The organism is Streptomyces sp. H39-C1, from assembly GCF_027158125.1.
Classification (GTDB): Bacteria; Actinomycetota; Actinomycetes; order Streptomycetales; family Streptomycetaceae; genus Actinacidiphila; species Actinacidiphila fildesensis.
Genome location: NZ_JAPVLS010000003.1, coordinates 1 through 16258 on the forward strand (window position 1 = coordinate 1; position 16258 = coordinate 16258).

Here is a 16258-nt window from a genome sequence, read left to right on the forward strand (position 1 = left end):
GATGTGTGGCGTCGTCATCGGGCGTCCCGCGGGGCGGTGGGCGGTCAGGCTGGATTCGCGCTTGGACCCCTGCTTCTCAGGACGCGCGCAACCAGTGCGCAACCAGTGCGCAACGTCTCCGCTCTAGAACGTGATCTGCGCAATCTGATCCAGGCATCCCGAACGGATGGAGCTCGTCCCGCCCGCCTCCTTGGCGACCTGTCGCCATTCGGTATGGCTGTGCATGACCTCGCTCTGGATCGACCTCGTGGGACCCACGAGGAGCGCGGCTTCCCTTCGTCTCCTGGAGATCACTGATGCGTCGCCGCTTCGCCCTTCCACTCGCCGCGGTAGTTCTGTCGCTCCCGCTCGCCCTGATTCCCGCTGTATCTGCTTCAGCTGCCCCTTCCGACAAGTCGCGGGTCCTCAGCTCCTGGACCCAGACAAGCGTCTCCAGCTACAACGCCTTCAACGCCGCCCGCAGCAACCGGGGCGCCTGGACTGCATATGGTTTCAACTGGTCGACGGACGCCTGCAGTACCTCCCCCGACAACCCGCTCGGCTTCCCCTTCCAAAAGGCCTGCATCCGCCACGACTTCGGCTACCGCAACTACAAGGCGGCCGGCACGTTCTCCGCCAACAAGTCCCGAATCGACTCCGCGTTCTACGCGGACCTCAAGCGCGTATGCGCCGGCTACTCCGGAGCAAAGCGGACCTCGTGCAACAGCACGGCATGGGCGTACTACCACGCCGTCGACATCTTCGGCAGCACACCGGTCAAGGCGCACTCCACTGAACTGCCGCAGGCCGCCTGAGGAGTTTGCCGGCATCACCTCCCCGGCGGCCCAGAGACCGCCCCGTGATTTGTCATGAGCAGAAAGAACCCTCCCATGCCGTCTCGTTTGCGTCTGCGCTCCGCCCTCACCACTCTGGCCCTCGTCCTCAGCGCGCTCTTCATCCCCGGCATCGGCGTCCTCGGCAGCGGCGCCTCCCAGGCGCACGCAGCCACCAAGCTCACCCACTCCCAGGCAACCGCCCGCTTCAGCTCATCCGGTATCACCTGGTCGTCCTCGGGCGGCTGCTCCAACCGGAACGTCTCCACCTGTACGTCCTTCGATCAGCTCAACCTCTCCACCGCCCAGGGCGCCCAGGTGCTGAAGCGCGCGACGGGCTGCGCGCTGAACATCACCGGCGGCACGGAGACCGGACACGCCGGTGGCACCTACTCGCACTGGAACGGCTACAAACTCGACTTCGCCAAGCGGACGTGTCTCACGAACTACATCAAGCGCACCTTCGCCTATATCGGCGTCCGCGGCGACGGCGCTCCTCAGTACAAGTCCGGATCCGGCAATGTCTACGCCGATGAGGGCAGCCACTGGGACGTGACGTTCTACAACTGCGGCGGGTGCTGACACGGCACGCCCAGCGCTAAGGCTCCCTCGTCCGGCGGGGGGTCTTCCCCGCAACGAGTACATGATCATTGGGTGACTTCGGCCAGCTCGAGACGGAGTCAGACCTTCCGCGGGCAAGTCCTTGTCACGGCCGACGGGCCCTGTACCTGTGACAGTTGCCAGGTCCCCGTCCGAGATGTGCATAGTTCGACGGCCCCGGCGGTCTGCGTCGGCCGGCAGTCTCTTGCCGACCAGCCAGGGAAATCAGGGAGGCCCGTGATGCACACCCCCGCTTCACCCCAGCCCCACGCAGGTCCGCCGGGGACGGGCGGGTTCGAAGAACAGAGCCGAAGAACAGAGCCGATCAAGCATCAAGGAGAAACCAGAGAATGCTCCGACGAACTCAGGCACTGATACTCGGGCTGGCCACAACAGCCGCGGTCGCCGTCGTGCCCCTGGTGGCCGGACAGGAACCCTCGGCCGACGCAGCGGTCCGCAAACACGTGACCACGGACTACACCCTGCTGCGGCGAGCCCCCCACTCCTACGTGATAGGAACCGCCTACCGCAACTGGACTGTGGATGTCCACGGGGATCAGAACAGCGGATATCGCTGGGGCCGCATCTACGGCGACGTGAACAGCTGTTTGTGGATCTACTCGGGTGCCGTCGCGGGGGATGCGTCCAGCGGTGACAGCTGCGGAGCAGCGACGAGTCTGCCGACCTCGACATTCACCAACGGCCAGATCGGCGGCTCCACCGATGACGGTGCCACGGTAGCCACCGTGGCGGGCGCCAGCTGTCGAACGTGGGACGGAAGCCACATCACCGGCTATGGCAATGTGCGTCCTTGGCAGGCCACCGCGACCCCCAGCTCGACGGTGAACGGCCGTGTCGCCATCGGGCAGACCGTGCTGTGGCGGTATGTCTCGCGCGACGGCAAGTGGGTCATGATCCGCGATCAGCGCGCCGGCGGCACCGATGGCTCCGGCCAGCAGAGTTGGTACTTCATCCCTCGCAGCTGCCTGCCGGCCCACCTGCCCGGCTGACGCCTTCAGGTCAACGGCACCGGGCCGGTGAATAGCTGGCGGCCCGACAACCACCTGCCTTCCAGGCCCCACGAGAGGCGTGGTGAAGAACCCTCACCCGCCCCGCAGGGGGTGAGGGTTCTTTCACCCCCAGGTCAGGCCCCGCGGGGGCAGACACTGGGCCAGGAGGAGCCATCATGCGGTGACGTCACACGGCGGGGTCGTGCCTACTTCGAGGACACCCACGCCCGCGGCCGGCTCATGGAATTTTCGCGTTTGCCGACCGGATCAGGCAGCAGCTCTCGAAACCCATCGGGCAGCTCCGCGCCAGCCCTTGTGCGGGGCCGGGGCCGCCCTCCGGCGCCTACGCACCTTGAGCCCGGCCCCGTCTGTCACTCGGCTGTGGGGGAGTCCGTCCAGAAGTTCCGGGCGAGCCCGCGTCGCTTCTGCCACAGTGCGTTTTTGTCCCGGAAGCCGATCACGCCGGCAGATTGATCGGCGTCCTCGATACGCCATGCGCCGTTGACCGCGCCGGACAGGCCGGCCGACAATTTCTCAAAGGCCTGGGCGGTCTTGAGATCCGCTTCGACGCCGTTGTTGATGATGAATTTCAGTTGCCGAACGGCCTGCTGGTTCTTGCTCAACACCACCTCCACCAATTTCTCGACGGCAGCGTCGAGCTGTTCGTCGGGCACAGCCCGGTTCCACAAGGTGAGTTGAACGGCCCGAGATGCCGGGTGCAAGGCCCCCAGCAGGTTGATCTCCTTCGTCAACCGCCGTCCGATCAGTCGTGCCATCCGCGTGGTGCCGCCCCAGCCCGGGGTGATGCCGACATCAACCTCCGGCATGCCCCACCTTGCGCTTGTTGCTGCGACTACGAAGTCACAGGCCATGGTGATCTCCAGACCGCCACCGACCGCGTAGCCGTCGACGCGCGCCACTGTCACCTTGTCGAGCTGCTCCAGCGTGTCGGCCATGTGCTGGTAGCCCGTCACTCGGCGCATGACTTCGTCGGCGTTGCCCCATCGGTGCATTTCGGTGATGTCGTCACCGGCGCAGAACGTTCCGCCGGCGCCCTCGATGACCAGGACCTTGACGGTGGAGCTGTCACGTACGCGCTCCAACGCGTGGGTCAGCTCATCGGACAGGCGAATCGACAACGCGTTGCGGGCCGAGGGGCGGTTCAAAGTGATGCGGGCGACGGGTCCGTTCTCGGCGAACACCAGTTGCTCATATGGCGGGCTGACGCGGTGGGCCGACGGAGCCGGGGCGGCGCCGTCCTCGATGTGGGTCACGCGATCTCCCTGAACGAGTAGGTTGCTTTCTGCTACCGACACCGTGGCATGGTCGATAGCAATATGCAACCAACTCACGTAACCTGCTGTCATGGAACGCATGAGAGGTATGGACCACCAGGCGGACTCCGTGGCGGCCGCCCTGGAACAGGTCGGCGACCGATGGACGTTCCTCGTGCTGCGCGAGTGCTTCTTCGGCGTCCGGCGGTTCGCGGACTTCCAGCGCAACCTCGGGGTGGCACGCAACATCCTGTCCGACCGCCTCGCCAAACTGGTCGACCACGGAATCCTCGAACGGCATCGCTACAGCGAACGGCCACCGCGGGAGGAGTACCGGTTCACTGACAAAGGACGGGACCTGTACGGCATCACCGTCGCCTTCATGCAATGGGGCGACCGCTGGGTCGTCGACAAACCATCGCTCACACTGACCCACGCGAGCGACGGCGGGGCTGTAGAGCAGGTGCTGCGCTGCACCCACTGTGAAGAACATCTGGACCCCCGTGACATCGCCTACGATCAGCACAGAAAAGCAACCAACCCGCCCGAAGTCGGTTAACGACGGGACGGCGCCCGGCCCCCTGCACCCGCGCACCGCGAAGCCTCCGGGTACGGGGCCAGCGGCGGCTTGGCCGAATCGGTCACGCGCATCCAAGCCCAGTAACTGCCGGACGTCGGGGACTCGGCGTTGACCGGACCAGCCGGTGGGTGTAACTGGCTGCTCCCCGCCGCCGGAAGGCAAGTGCATCGAGGGGGCCGTGCGCTGCTCCTAAACGGCGGCGCTCCGACCGAGGCGAAGTAGGCAAGGCGCGTCGTTGCAGTCCCGATCGGCGGCATGCCCCGCCGCATCTCAGGACGTCATGGAAGCTCTCCCAGATCCGGCCACGGTGCGCGATGGCACGACAACCAAAGCGCGAGTCGGTACCAGAATGCCCGGCCGCGTGCCGGCCAGTACTGTCCGGTGCAGATGGAGGCTGCGGCGCTGGCCGCGGTGACCAGCCGGGCGAAAGATGTGCCTTCACGGAGCCGCCGGCAAGCGCGCAGGTCTACCTTGCGGATCCCGCGGGCGCCGACTCGTCCGGACGATCGTCGGGCGCAGAGTCTGTGTCAATGGACGCCCATGTACTCAGAGGGGTCCGCGGTGGACCTGGGCTCGGTTCGCGATCAGAAGATCGCGATCGGATTGACCGCGAGCCCGGTGGTTCCCGTGATACGCGGTGGCGCGAGAACGAGCATGAAGCTCCACCGCTGTAGGGAGGCACACCGGTCGGCAAGGTCGTCGAGGTGGGCGGCGTCCACCAAGGGCAGACCGAGCCGTGCCAGTGCGACCTGGTGCATTGGCATCGGGAAGCTGGGTGGGCGGGCGTCGCTGATGTCACCGATATAGAGAGCTGCACCGTGCTGGTCCAGCCACTCGACGGCGCTGAGGTCCAGCCCTGGGACGGGCTGCGTCATGGGCTGGTTCACGTCCCAGCCACCGCGGACGACGATCGCGTCGCCTGGGTGCACCGATGTACCTGCTCGGTCGAGCGCCGCGTCGAGGTCTGTTCCGCTGACGCGGCAGTCCGCGTCGAGTCTGCCGCGATCGGGGGCCAGGTCCAGGAGGACGCCTCGTGTGACGATGCCCCCAGCGGCGTGGTCAGCGGAGGCGTGGCGTACTCCGGTGGGTGTGACGGCGTCCTGCAGCGCGACGCCGGGATAGACCTTGTCGCCGACAGGAATGTGTGAAAGCGCGTCGAAGTGCGTCAGTCCAGCGTTGTGCGTGTTGATGAGCAAGGAGTCCGTGAGGGCCATGGGCCGGGCTCCGTTGAAGTTCACGACCTGCATGACGGGCGCAGGCATCGTGGCGGGATTCCCGACGGGTGCGAGGCCAGTGGTGAGCGGTATGGGGGCAGTGGGACGCGCAAGGCTCACCGAGGTCGCGTCGTGTACTTCGGCCGCGGCGCGTGAGCGTGCCGCGTCGTCGATCAGGTTGAGCGCACCGATCTCGTCGGCGTCACCCCAGCGTCCCCAGTTGAGGGGCAGATCGTTCTCGTTCATACGGATCTCACTTTCCTCGTGTCCTGGGGCTTTGCCGCAGTGTCGTGCCGCAGCAAAGCCCCACCGAATCCACCCGCCCTGTGTGCTCTCCTGCAATGCGCAGGGCGGTATCCGTTGATCACGCGCGTGTCGGCTCCGGCTTGCGCAGGCTCGTCAGCCGGCTCAGGGCGGCGCGGAGACTGGTGCCTCCGGTGCCACGGGCGCTGAGGTAGCCGTCGGGGCGGACGAGGATCCAGTCCCCGGCGGTCGCGGCCAGTGTGTCGTGGACCCGACCGTCGGGGTCCCACACACCGTGGTCGCCGTCCGGGCGCTCCTGGCTGATCGTCACGGTGTCCACCCAGGCTGGCAGCGCCCCGGCCTCGGAGGTGAGGTGATCTTGCCCGGTGGCTTTCTCGCTCCCGGTGAAATGGAGCAGGTGCCAGGCGGGTGACCTGAGCTCCGCCCGCAGAGTGGTCCAACCGGGTGACTGCGCGTCGGCGGCTGAGATCTGGGTGAGCCGCTCGCCGGGGCGCGGGCCCTCGCCCGGCTCGTCGTCGGGGACCGTCAGCGGGCTGTCGGGATAGGCGATGGCCAGACCGGACATGCTCCGGATGAGCTGGTGCTGGAACTCACGCATCGACTCGGGGGACTCCGGGGTGCCGCCGGCGGTGTCGACCATGACGGTTCCCATGACCTTGCTGGTGGAGGCGAGCAGGGCCTGGCCGATGGGGACGCGCTCGGCGTTGTAGGTGTCGAGCAGGGTGGTGTCGGCCTGGCCGTGGATGACCATGGCCAGCTTCCACGCCAGGTTGTACGCGTCCTGGACACCGGTGTTGAGGCCCTGCCCCGACGCCGGGGAATGGACATGGGCGGCGTCGCCCGAGACGAAGCACCGCCCGGCGTGCATTGCGGGTACCGCGCGCTGCTGGATGGTGAACTTCGACGCCCAGCTGGGGTTCTCGACGACGGTGTCGCGCTCCAGTGCCTGCGACAGCTTGGTGCCGAACTGCCGGGCTATCTGCTCGGGGTCCTCGGGCTGCCCTTCACCGGTGGTGTCCAGCAGCCGCCATTTGCCCGGCTCCGGGAACGGGAACAGCATCAGCGCGCCGCCCGGTGGGAACAGCCAGTGCACGCCGTCGCGGTCCACGTCGGTGTGCACGATCGCGTCGGCGATCAGCCAGGTGTGGGCGGGCTCGCCCGTCAGGGGCAGCCGGAGCGTCTTGCGGACGGTCGAGTGCCCGCCGTCGCAGCCCCACAGGTACCGAGCGCGCACGGTCTCGTGCGCCGCGCCGGATCCGTCGCCGCCGCGCAGTACGGCCGTGACGGCTTCGTCGTCGTGCTGGAACGACTCCAGCCGCGTGTTCCACTCCACCGCGACCCCGGCCGACGCGGCGGCGCCACGGAGTACGCGTTCGATGATCACCTGATCGATGTTGAACATGTACGGGAACCGGGTCGGCAGACCGGCGAAGTCGAAGTCGAGCCGCATCCCGCGCCCGCCCTGGTGGCGGACGAACGTGTTGATCCTCGTGCCGTGCGGCGCGATCTCGCCGACGATCCCGAGCTGGTCGTAGATCTCCAGGCTCCGGGCATGGGCACCCAGCGCACGACTGGTCGTCGCCGGACCAGTCGCGGCATCCACCAAGCGAACCGACACCCCCGAGTGGGCCAGCCGTGATGCCGCCATCAGCCCCACTGGACCGGCCCCTGCCACGAGGACATCCACGTCATAGCCTGTCATGCGACCACGCTCCCTGAGTTAGCTTCGCTGACACAGGGACGGTATCTTACGAGCGAGGAGACCCACGAACCATGACGGCTGAGGATCGCGCGGACGCATATCTGCCGCTGCCCGCACTTCTGCAACGAGGTGTCCGATGGTTCTCCGATGAACTCGTGGCTCGCCTGGAGGCCGCGGAAGTAGCCCCCGTGACGCCGGCGCACACCACCGTGCTCGCACACCTGGACCACGACGCGCCCCTGAGCATCGCCGAGCTGGCCCGCCGTGCCGGCGTCACCCGCCAGACGATGCACCGCGCCGTCACGCAGCTCATCGACGAAAATCTCCTGACCAGCACGCCGGGGCCCGGATTTCCGCGCAGCACCCTCATCCGGCTGACCGACGCCGGATGCCGGCGCCGTGATGTCGCCCTGAAAATTCTTCGTGACCTGGAAGTGGAGCTCGGCAATCGGCTGGGACCCGCGACCGTGGCAGAGCTTCGTGACGCCCTGACCCGAGCGTGGCCACGCTGAAGGATCACCCATGCCCTCGACGTCACCTGCGACGATGCCCACCGGAGACCGCGAAGCAGACGCCCGTCACGGAGCGCGACCCGCGAGATCCGCACCGGCCGCTTCAGCGCGACGTCCTGAGCGATCAGGACGCGGCCGTGCTGTTCCAGGCTGCCCGTTTGCAGTTCGACTTTGCGGGCGGGCCCGCCGACTACCTCGTTGACGAACGGCCGGGCAGCGGGCGGCCGGGACGATGCGTGAAAGTCGATCGTGCGGATTCCGCGCACTGGTGTGGCAGGCGAGGGTCTGTTCCTTCGAGCGTGCGGCGCATTTTCTCGACCTGTTCCTTCATCTGGTCGTCGGTGCGTGTGCTGTGCCAGATGGTGCCCTCCCACTTGACGTACTGAGGGTCGCGGTCGCGTAGGAGGACGGGCTTGAGGTGGCCGTGGAAGAGGAGTGTGCGGCCCTGGTTCCGGCGGAGCCGGCTGAACCACATCGCGCTCTTCTCGTGCCGGGCGAGCCGGTTCGCGGCGATGCCGGGGAGGGTGCCGCGGACGCGGCCGGGTGTGTAGGTGGTCAGGGGTCGGCTGGGCGGGCGCCAGGAGTCGGCGAGGGCCCAGTGGGCGACGGCGTCGCCGCCGCGATCGGTCGGGCTGTAGGGGTAGGTGACGCGGCCTGCGACCTCCGCGAGGAACCGGGCCTGCTCGGCTTCGGTGCCGCCGGCCAGCCGACGCCAGAAAGGCGAGGCGATCAGCGGTGCCAGGGCGACGGCTTCGGGATAGACCGCGGCGAACAACCGCGAGGTGCTGTAGTCGACGTAGTCCTGCTTCTTCCGGTCGAAGGGGATCAGGACGTCGATGCGGTCGTCCCAGGTGTCCCAGGAGCCGAAGGGCGTCGGGTGCCCGTCCGGAGACCAGATGTGCGCGCAGATCATGAGGCCGGTCAGCACCGCGTCGTAGGTTGCGGCCCAGCCGTAGCGCCGCAGGAGGAGCAGGTGGCGCCGCTGGGCGTCGATGATCTCCGGAAACCGGGTGAGATCGACGGCAGGATGGTCGATGTCTGGCGGCCCGATCCAGGTGCTGTGCCGCAGGCAGACGTAGACGTGGTGCGGCAGGAGCCGGACCACCTGGCCGCCGGGATGGCGGGCGTCGCAGAGGTGGCAGCCGGTCTGCGGCTGGTGGCGGAACATCTCCCAGTTGGGCGCCGGGTCACGCAGTTCCGGCATCGCCCCGGCCAGGGCGTGAACGCTTCGGCCGGTCAGCGCGGCGAGCCGTCCGGGGACTACGACGCGACGGCCGGCCCCGGGATAGACGGGCTGGGTGATCTGTAACCACAGGCCGTTGACGTCCAGGCCGTGCAGGGTGGCCAGGCGGCTGATGTAGGACGGGGGGATCTCGTGCCGGGCGGGCGGGACGGGGTCGGGCAGCGTGCGGATGAGCATCAGGCCGCGCGCCTCCGCCGCCTGTTCGCCTTTGCCGGGGCGGTGAGCTGTTCGGACTGTTCGGCGGCGAAGTCGATCGGGACGCACTCCAGCAGCTCTTCGGTGATGGCTTCGCTGCCGTCCTCGATGGCCAGCACGGCGGCACCGCGGATGAGCTGGGACAGCCTGCCGATCATGCCGCCCGTGCGGTGGAAGAGGTAGTCGCTCATCGCGGTGAGGGTGCCCGGCGCGTGCTCGTGGAGGCGGAGCATGGATTCCAGCGTGCCGACCAGGCCCCGCCAGGCGTCCTTGTCGCCGGCAGTGGCGTAGGAGAACGGGGCGGCGGGGATGACGACGAACCGTCCGGCGATCTGCCGGCCCCGGGTTCCGGCGAACAGGCCCTGGCTCTCGATGTCGATGCCCGCGTAAGCGAACGTGGCCGGCAGGCGCTCGGCGAAGTTCTTCAGTTGGTCGGACGCCTCCGCCCCGTGTCACTGGCCTTGAAGTGCTCGCCGTAGGCGGCCAGGGTTTCGCCCCACTGGTGGCCTGCGAGATCTCCCCAACGGCGGCCAGATAATTCCCCGCCGTGGTGAGTGTGCGATCAGCTGAAGGGCTTGACCCCCTGTCCGGAGGTGGCCTGGGTGAGCCGGAAACTGTCACCTTGAGTGACCACGATGTGAGCGTGGTGCATGAGCCGGTCGACCTGCTTCAGGTAGCGCGACCGCTTGCCCTCCACCGTCCGCAGGCTCACATCCAGCTCGGCCGCTTTCGCCCTCATCCGCTCGGTCAGCGACCGTGTCACCGGGTCGTACTCCGGCCGCGCGGGCGTGCCCGGCTCGGCGCCGGGCGGCAGCCCGGTCTCCACCTCCACCACGTGCCGCTGCCACTGAACCGCCGCCGCCCGCGCAGGCTCCGGCAGCGTCTCCAGCAGACCGAACGGCTCCAGCTCCGGCAGCGGCTCGGCGCCGGTAACAGCGAAGTCCGGCGCCGCCATCAGATACGAGGCCAGCACCACCGATTCCGCCCCGCCGGCCGACCGCAGTCGCACGGCCGTCCCGGCCAGCGCCACCACCCGATGTTCGTCGCCGTCAAAGGTCAGCCAGTCGCCCGGCCGCAGCACCGAGCTCTCGCCCGCGGTCATCGGCTCACCCCTGGCGCGACCAGGGAGCCGCCGTGCAGGGGCACCGCGGCATCCACCGTCAGCTCGTGCGACCACAGCAGGTGGAACAGCACCGGCAGCACCGCCAGCGGGTCACCCGCCTCCGCAGCCCCGTCCATCAGCGGCAGCGGCTCGGCGAACACCTCCCGCAGCAGCGAGGCGACCGGCTCCACCCAGTGCCGGGGGTGCCGGTAGCCCGCCAGCCACCGCACGTTGCGGACCACGACCGGGTCCGGGGCGCCCAGCAGCCGGAACTCCCACCCCACCGAGGCGCATGCCGCCTCCGTCGCCTCGAACTTCGCGCAGTCGCGAGGACCGCGGCGCTCGGCCGGGCGGCAGTCGATGACCACGGCCATCCCGTCATCGCGGCGGGCGAAGTAGTCCGGCGCGTGCGAGACCGGCCGCCCGTTCGCCGCCGACCAGAACAGCCAGAACGGCTGCGAGGAGATCCCCACCACCGCCGGGTCGAAGTCCAGCAGCATGACGTGGTCGCGCTCCAGCCAGGACTCGTACCCGACGTGCCCGCCCGTCGTCGCCGACCACCACAGGCCGGGCAGGTTGCGCTGCCGACGGTACGACGCGAAGGCGCGTACGGGAAGGGCGTGCTCGAACGGCACGGACCACGCCTCCACCAACGGGCGCCGTAACTCCGTCCTGTCCGGGGCGACGTACGCGACCTTGAACCCGGTCGTCGGCGGTCCGGCAGAACCGCCGGGCAGGACCTCTAACGCACGGACCACGTCTGCCTAACCCCACCCATCGCCGCAAGGTAACTCTTCAACCCGCAAGATCCCCCGCAGCGTATAGCTTCAATCCGCAGCCTCCGAAGTCACAGGACAAGTACTGCGCTACCGTCGCGCAACCAATCAGCTACTCCTGCCCCGTACACACCTGGTCATCGCTTTCATGACTGGCTAGGAGACCGCTGATGAAACTTCGTCCCCTCGGGCGCCGACGCCAATGGCGGGCGACGATGGTTTTTCTCGCCGCGGCGAGCGCGTTGGCCACGGTGCCCGCCGGTGCAGCCGCGGTAAACAGCGGGACCCACACCGTCACTTACCACGGCTACCAGGTGCAGGTGCCGGACAGCTGGCAGGTCATCGACCTGACGGCGCAACCCGAGACGTGCATCCGCTTCGATCACCCGGCGATCTACCTCGGCCATCCCGGCATCCGCACCCACTGTCCGGCACACCTGTTGGGGCGAACCGCGGGACTACTCGTCGAGCCCCTGGACGCTCTTGCCGCACAACGGATGACCGACACCACCGCCCGAGCCGATCACGGCACCGCGGTCGCGCCCTCGGCCATCTCCCACAATGACGAGATCAACGTGGCCGTCCAGGACGCAGGTGTGCTCGTCACGACAGCACAGACCCCGGATACCGAAACAACGGTGCGCCGTGTCCTGGAATCCGCGACCCTGACCGCCGACGCCGAAACAGCCCCCGTGCCGCCCGCTGCGCAGGCTGCGCGCCTGGCCGCCGCCGGACCGCAACCCGGCACCTTCCTCGGTAAAGCCTTCGACGCTTGCGCTGCCCCGTCCCAGTCCACCATGAACACCTGGTACGGCGCCTCCCCCTATCGCGCCGTGGGCGTCTACATCAGCGGCGCCACCCGCGCCTGCGGTCAGCCGAACCTCACCGCGAACTGGGTGACCAACCAGACCTCCAAGGGCTGGCGCCTCATCCCCATCGACGTAGGCAAGCAAGCCCCCTGCACCACCTTCTCCAACAAGATGTCCTCCAGTACGGCCACCGCCCGCTCCCAGGGAGCCAGCGCAGCCGCCACCTCGGTTGCCGCCGCACAGGCCCTCGGTATCCCGGCCGGCAGCGCACTCTACAGCGACATCGAGGGGTACCCGTCAACCAGCTCATGCAAGGCATCCGTGCTGTCCTACCTGTCCGGCTGGACGGATGCACTGCACACCGATGGTTACCTCGCCGGCCTGTACTCCAGTGCCGCCTCCGGCATCAAGGACGCCGCCACCGAATACACCAACACCGCCTACACCCGCGTCGACCACATCTGGTACGCCTGGTGGAACAGCGCCGCCGACACCAAAACCGGCAACTACGTCCCGGCCACCTCGTGGGCCGACCACCAGCGCATCCACCAGTACAAGGGCGGCGCAAGCGAAACCTGGGGCGGGGTGAGCATCAGCATCGACCGCAACTATCTAGACGTCCGTACCTCCGCTCCAGCCTCTCCCAATTGCACCGCTACCAACCGCAACTTCGGCGCCTATACGACGCTGACCCCCGGTTCCACCGGCGAACAGACCAGCGCCGCCCAGTGCCTGCTCAAAGGGGCTGGCTACGACCCTGGCCCAGGCACCCCCACCGGCACCTATGACGCCCCCACCGTAGCCGCCACCACGTCGTTCCAGGCCAACCGCGGGCTTCCCGCCGACGGCATCACCGAGTCCAGAACCTGGACAGCCCTCCTCGCCCGGGGCTCCACACCGATCGTACGGATCGGCTCCACAGGAACCGCCGTAGCCCGCATGCAACGCGCCCTCACCGCCGCACTCGGCCGCACCATCACCATCGACAGCACCTTCGGCGCAGGCACCGACAACGCCGTCCGCGACTACCAGTCCACCCGCGGCCTGCCCTCCGACGGGATTGTCGGCCCGGCCACCTGGTCGGCCCTCCAAACAGGGAAATAGGCACACCCCCACAACGAACACACCCGGCCCTCCTGCCCGCGGACCGCGAAAGGGCGTCCCGCTGCATCCGCTGAGCACACAGGCCGCAAGTCCGGCATAGGGAGATGACGGTGCCATCAACCCTCGACAGTCACCGACCCGGCCTCTGCAGAAGAAATGCAAGTCCGCCCAATATGTGACACGGACAGATGAAGGGCTCTTCGTGTGAACGCGGCGCAGAGCGCTCCCCAAGCTGTTCCGAGAATCCGGAGACCCTCATATACGCGCGTAAGTGGAGAATCTACTCGTCGGCCGCAGGCGCCTTACTGGCGTTCGTCATCACCGCCCCGGAGGCAACGGCTGCCTCGACAACGCCCGCCCCAGCAGCACGGCAGAGCAGCCGCAGTGCAGCGCTGCTCGCCGACGTCGACTACCAGACCTGGCAACATGATGTCGCGGCCGCAGCCGCTCTCCTGCGCCCCTATATCGAGCAGCGCACCGCGAATGCCTCCGGTCAGAAGTTGGCGGTGGTCCTCGATATCGACAATACCTCGCTGGAGACGTACTTCCACGACGTCTGGGAGTTCCCCACCCCCGCGACCAAGCCAGTTCTCGATGCGGCCCGCTACGCGAAGTCCCGCGGCGCAGCCATCTTCTTCATCACCGCACGTCCGGGCATCCTCCACTCGCTCACCGAGTACAACCTCAAGAAGACCGGATATCCGGTCGACGGACTGTACGCACAAGACCTGCCCGACTTCTTCGACAAGGTCAGCAAGTACAAGACCGCCAAGCGCACCGAAATCGAGGCGAGGGGCTACACGATCATCGCCAACATCGGCAACAACACCAGCGACCTGGTCGGCGGCCACGCCGAAAAGACATTCAAACTGCCCGACTACAACGGCGAACTGTCCTAGCCCGATCCCCTAGCCCGCGACGCGGACGCTGCCCCAGGCCGTCGAACGCCCCGCACAGGGGCCCAAGAACGCCGCCCGACCCTCCTCGGGCGGCAGAAGCCGCCGGTGCGGTCCCCGCAATCCCCTTGCGCGCACCGGCGGCGGGCTCCGCGATCGGCACAAAGCCTCTGGGACATTGACGTCCTGACCACCTTTCCGGGATCCGTGACCTCGCACACACCCGGTGCAGGGGGGAGTGCCGCAAAGGCTGTCTCGCCGCACGCACGACAGCGTCGCCCTTCGACGGACAGGGCCCGTCGTCGACAACAAACAGGGACCTTCTGCGGGCTCTGTGGTGACGGGGGCACCGCCCCAGCTCAGCGAACACCCGACTCGGGGTTCCAAGGGCCCCGCCCGGCCCTTCCCCCATGGGGCCGGACGGCACGAAGCCGCCGGTGGTGCCTCTCCCCCTTGCGGCCCGCGCCGGCGGCTTCGCTCCTCGCGGACGCGGGTTTCCCTGGATCGCGATGCCCTGTCGGCCGCTCCCGGCGAGCCCTGTTGCTTGTGGACTTCGAAGGGGCGGCTGCAATCCTGTGAGCATCGCTGAGCGCCAGGAGCCGTGCCACGACGGCCGTTGTCGGTGTATGGGTTCGGGACATTCGTGACGTTGCTGTCGCAGTCTGTCGGGGCGGTCTCGTTGCCGGGCACGAGCCCGGCGTGGGTCCCAGGCAACTTCGACGGTGGTGTCGTGGAAGTCGCGCGCGAGTTCCTTCAGAATCGTGGTGGCGGTGTCCAGCGCCACTTCGGGATCCGGCAGCTCGTCGCTGAGGCGACCGCAGAGCAAACCGCCTTCCACGGTGAGGACGCTGCAGCGCCGACTGTCCGCCGCTGCCCGAAGAATCTCCCCGTGGGCAGGCCGAACGGCGGCTGCTTCCTGTTCTGTCGTCTCGCCACCCGGCCATCCAACACGGCGGGCCAGACGGCCTCGGTGGTAGATGGCGAAGCAGGCGCCGCGGCGGGGGTTGGTGCCCGTCTTGGGGTGGGCGGATCGGAGGTAGGGCTGGCCGGTGACGAGTTCGAGGCCGACGTCGTGACGGGCTGCCGACCGTTGGTTCCTCGAGCCGGGCGGCCGTCCGGGGCCTGGACGGGAGAGTGTGGGAACAGCCGATGGTGAGGGAAGGCGAGCCGGGAGGTTCCGAAACCCGCGACGGACGCGGGCCGGGGTCAGCTTGTTCGGATCGAATGGTTTTCTCCCAGGAGCGTCGTAGGTAGGTAGGGAGCGAGCGGGCCGGGCGGAACTGGGGTGTGCGGCGATGACCAGCCGGGTCCAGCGGTCGGCGGCCTCCGGTTCCCGGACCTTCGGCCTGGTCCATCCCATGGTCTGTTTGATCATTCTGAAGGTGTGCTCGATGTCGAACTGGCCTCATGCGCCGACCGACCCTGCCCGCGTCTACGACCCCAAGGACGGGCGACCGCTCCAAGCACGGCGGCGAGTTCGTCTTCGGCGACCCCGCCACCTGGGACAGCGAGCAGGCGGTGACCGTCCGCAAGCCGGGCCGCCGGGCCGAATCGTCGACGTCCCGGCGGGACCAGCTCGCAGCGGCCGCCTCATCCCGGCGGATCCTCCACGGGCGCGGCTATGAACAGAGCCGTCGCAATCGCCAGCAGTTCGGTGGCGGTGCGGGTGCCATCGACCGGAACGCGGGTGATCAGCGCGACTCCGCAGCCATCCTCATCAGCGCGTCGACGACGTGCTGCTCCGTCACTCCATAGATCGCACACAGGTCACGCACATCGCGGGGGTTGACGGCACGTTGGCCGAGTTCCAGGCGACTCATCTTGGGCTGGGATACTAGAAGTCTCTCTGCCGCTTGTGTGCTGGTCAGGCCACTGGCCTGGCGGAGCCGGCGGAGCTCGGCTCCCAGATGGTGTCTCCTGCTGGTGGGATTGATGGCCGCGATCACGGGTGGTGCGCCTCAGTTCACAGGGCCCTCTGCCAGTCGGCAGCCTGCCATGATCAGATTCAGTGAGCGCATTGTGTACTACCTGTCGGGGCCACTCGTGACCGTCTGTCGGAGTTCACCTATCTGGCGCAAATGGGCCGCCCCAGACTCAGCGCTGACCTGCGATGCCGACTGGGCGAATCGTCATGTCGGTATCACAATCGTTTCCGGTTCAGGCAG

The 16258-nt window shown here is 67.9% G+C and carries 15 protein-coding genes and 2 pseudogenes; 8 read left to right on the plus strand and 9 right to left on the minus strand.

What is annotated here, in order from left to right; genetic code table 11:
* The first annotated feature begins 296 nt into the window (after positions 1-296).
* The 3 genes from O3W51_RS02730 to O3W51_RS02740 all read left to right on the plus strand — a co-directional run bounded on the left by O3W51_RS02730 (position 297) and on the right by O3W51_RS02740 (position 2422).
* Positions 297-794, plus strand: a complete 498-nt coding sequence (locus O3W51_RS02730; protein WP_138352381.1) for a phospholipase — start codon at positions 297-299, stop codon at positions 792-794.
* Between the two features lie 75 nt (positions 795-869).
* The gene (locus O3W51_RS02735; RefSeq protein WP_138352380.1) at positions 870-1394 is read left to right on the plus strand and encodes a hypothetical protein; all 525 of its coding nucleotides are present in this window, start codon (positions 870-872) and stop codon (positions 1392-1394) included.
* Positions 1395-1762: 368 nt separating this feature from the next.
* Positions 1763-2422 carry a hypothetical protein gene (locus O3W51_RS02740; RefSeq protein ID WP_138352379.1) on the plus strand — a complete coding sequence of 220 codons (660 nt, stop codon included), beginning with the start codon at positions 1763-1765 and terminating at the stop codon, positions 2420-2422.
* 371 nt (positions 2423-2793) lie between these two features.
* On the opposite strand, the gene O3W51_RS02745 is transcribed toward O3W51_RS02740, so the two are convergent.
* Positions 2794-3696, minus strand: coding sequence for an enoyl-CoA hydratase/isomerase family protein (locus O3W51_RS02745; protein ID WP_187144708.1), 903 nt, complete (start codon positions 3694-3696; stop codon positions 2794-2796).
* A 91-nt stretch (positions 3697-3787) separates the two neighbouring features.
* Between O3W51_RS02745 and O3W51_RS02750 the strand changes: the two genes are divergently transcribed.
* The gene (locus O3W51_RS02750) at positions 3788-4255 is read left to right on the plus strand and encodes a winged helix-turn-helix transcriptional regulator (RefSeq protein WP_198357748.1); all 468 of its coding nucleotides are present in this window, start codon (positions 3788-3790) and stop codon (positions 4253-4255) included.
* 605 nt (positions 4256-4860) lie between these two features.
* Here the strand turns inward: O3W51_RS02750 and O3W51_RS02755 are convergent.
* Together O3W51_RS02755 and O3W51_RS02760 are read right to left on the minus strand one after the other, a co-directional pair.
* Complete coding sequence (locus tag O3W51_RS02755; protein ID WP_138352377.1) at positions 4861-5736, minus strand: cyclase family protein; 876 nt, start codon at positions 5734-5736, stop codon at positions 4861-4863.
* A 118-nt stretch (positions 5737-5854) separates the two neighbouring features.
* Entirely contained in the window at positions 5855-7456 is a 1602-nt protein-coding gene (locus O3W51_RS02760) for an FAD-dependent monooxygenase (RefSeq protein ID WP_138352376.1), read from the minus strand.
* A gap of 71 nt (positions 7457-7527) precedes the next feature.
* Here O3W51_RS02760 and O3W51_RS02765 point away from each other — a divergent pair, with 71 nt between their 5' ends.
* On the plus strand, positions 7528-7968 hold the full coding sequence (locus tag O3W51_RS02765) for a MarR family winged helix-turn-helix transcriptional regulator (protein ID WP_138352375.1): 441 nt from the start codon (positions 7528-7530) through the stop codon (positions 7966-7968).
* A gap of 190 nt (positions 7969-8158) precedes the next feature.
* On the opposite strand, the gene O3W51_RS02770 is transcribed toward O3W51_RS02765, so the two are convergent.
* From O3W51_RS02770 to O3W51_RS02785, 4 genes and pseudogenes are all read right to left on the minus strand, one after another.
* Complete coding sequence (locus tag O3W51_RS02770) at positions 8159-9388, minus strand: hypothetical protein (protein WP_269283490.1); 1230 nt, start codon at positions 9386-9388, stop codon at positions 8159-8161.
* On the minus strand, positions 9388-9639 hold the full coding sequence (locus O3W51_RS02775; RefSeq protein ID WP_232485270.1) for a hypothetical protein: 252 nt from the start codon (positions 9637-9639) through the stop codon (positions 9388-9390). The genes O3W51_RS02770 and O3W51_RS02775 overlap by 1 nt, the downstream gene beginning before the upstream one ends.
* A 329-nt stretch (positions 9640-9968) precedes the next feature.
* A pseudogene (locus O3W51_RS02780) lies at positions 9969-10070 on the minus strand (ATP-binding protein); the annotation flags it as partial.
* A gap of 434 nt (positions 10071-10504) precedes the next feature.
* Positions 10505-11266, minus strand: a complete 762-nt coding sequence (locus O3W51_RS02785; protein WP_187144709.1) for a TnsA-like heteromeric transposase endonuclease subunit — start codon at positions 11264-11266, stop codon at positions 10505-10507.
* Positions 11267-11454: 188 nt separating this feature from the next.
* On the opposite strand from O3W51_RS02785, the gene O3W51_RS02790 reads away from it, so the two are divergent.
* Together O3W51_RS02790 and O3W51_RS02795 are read left to right on the plus strand one after the other, a co-directional pair.
* Complete coding sequence (locus O3W51_RS02790) at positions 11455-13197, plus strand: glycoside hydrolase domain-containing protein (protein WP_269283496.1); 1743 nt, start codon at positions 11455-11457, stop codon at positions 13195-13197.
* A gap of 188 nt (positions 13198-13385) precedes the next feature.
* A complete protein-coding gene (locus tag O3W51_RS02795; RefSeq protein ID WP_138352372.1) occupies positions 13386-14096 on the plus strand; it encodes an HAD family acid phosphatase in 711 nt (236 codons plus the stop codon).
* Positions 14097-15156: 1060 nt separating this feature from the next.
* Here the strand turns inward: O3W51_RS02795 and O3W51_RS48745 are convergent.
* Positions 15157-15495: pseudogene (locus O3W51_RS48745) on the minus strand (NF041680 family putative transposase); the annotation flags it as partial.
* Positions 15496-15500: 5 nt separating this feature from the next.
* Here O3W51_RS48745 and O3W51_RS02800 point away from each other — a divergent pair.
* Positions 15501-15848: a hypothetical protein gene (locus O3W51_RS02800; RefSeq protein ID WP_187145373.1), complete on the plus strand. Its 348-nt coding sequence runs from the start codon at positions 15501-15503 to the stop codon at positions 15846-15848.
* Here O3W51_RS02800 and O3W51_RS02805 read toward each other — a convergent pair.
* The gene (locus tag O3W51_RS02805; RefSeq protein WP_138352371.1) at positions 15785-16039 is read right to left on the minus strand and encodes a helix-turn-helix domain-containing protein; all 255 of its coding nucleotides are present in this window, start codon (positions 16037-16039) and stop codon (positions 15785-15787) included. The two genes, O3W51_RS02800 and O3W51_RS02805, sit on opposite strands and share 64 nt — an antisense overlap.
* Positions 16040-16258: the final 219 nt, after the last annotated feature.

Bases quoted from the DNA above. Each gene is read 5' to 3' on its own strand.
- O3W51_RS02750 (WP_198357748.1), top strand. From the start codon at position 3,788: ATGGAACGCATGAGAGGTATGGACCACCAGGCGGACTCCGTGGCGGCC.
- O3W51_RS02790 (WP_269283496.1), top strand. From the start codon at position 11,455: ATGAAACTTCGTCCCCTCGGGCGCCGACGCCAATGGCGGGCGACGATG.
- O3W51_RS02775 (WP_232485270.1), bottom strand. From the start codon at position 9,639: ATGCTCCGCCTCCACGAGCACGCGCCGGGCACCCTCACCGCGATGAGC.
- O3W51_RS02755 (WP_138352377.1), bottom strand. From the start codon at position 5,736: ATGAACGAGAACGATCTGCCCCTCAACTGGGGACGCTGGGGTGACGCC.
- O3W51_RS02795 (WP_138352372.1), top strand. From the start codon at position 13,386: ATGAAGGGCTCTTCGTGTGAACGCGGCGCAGAGCGCTCCCCAAGCTGT.
- O3W51_RS02740 (WP_138352379.1), top strand. From the start codon at position 1,763: ATGCTCCGACGAACTCAGGCACTGATACTCGGGCTGGCCACAACAGCC.
- O3W51_RS02760 (WP_138352376.1), bottom strand. From the start codon at position 7,456: ATGACAGGCTATGACGTGGATGTCCTCGTGGCAGGGGCCGGTCCAGTG.
- O3W51_RS02800 (WP_187145373.1), top strand. From the start codon at position 15,501: ATGCGCCGACCGACCCTGCCCGCGTCTACGACCCCAAGGACGGGCGAC.
- O3W51_RS02765 (WP_138352375.1), top strand. From the start codon at position 7,528: ATGACGGCTGAGGATCGCGCGGACGCATATCTGCCGCTGCCCGCACTT.
- O3W51_RS02730 (WP_138352381.1), top strand. From the start codon at position 297: ATGCGTCGCCGCTTCGCCCTTCCACTCGCCGCGGTAGTTCTGTCGCTC.
- O3W51_RS02735 (WP_138352380.1), top strand. From the start codon at position 870: ATGCCGTCTCGTTTGCGTCTGCGCTCCGCCCTCACCACTCTGGCCCTC.
- O3W51_RS02770 (WP_269283490.1), bottom strand. From the start codon at position 9,388: ATGCTCATCCGCACGCTGCCCGACCCCGTCCCGCCCGCCCGGCACGAG.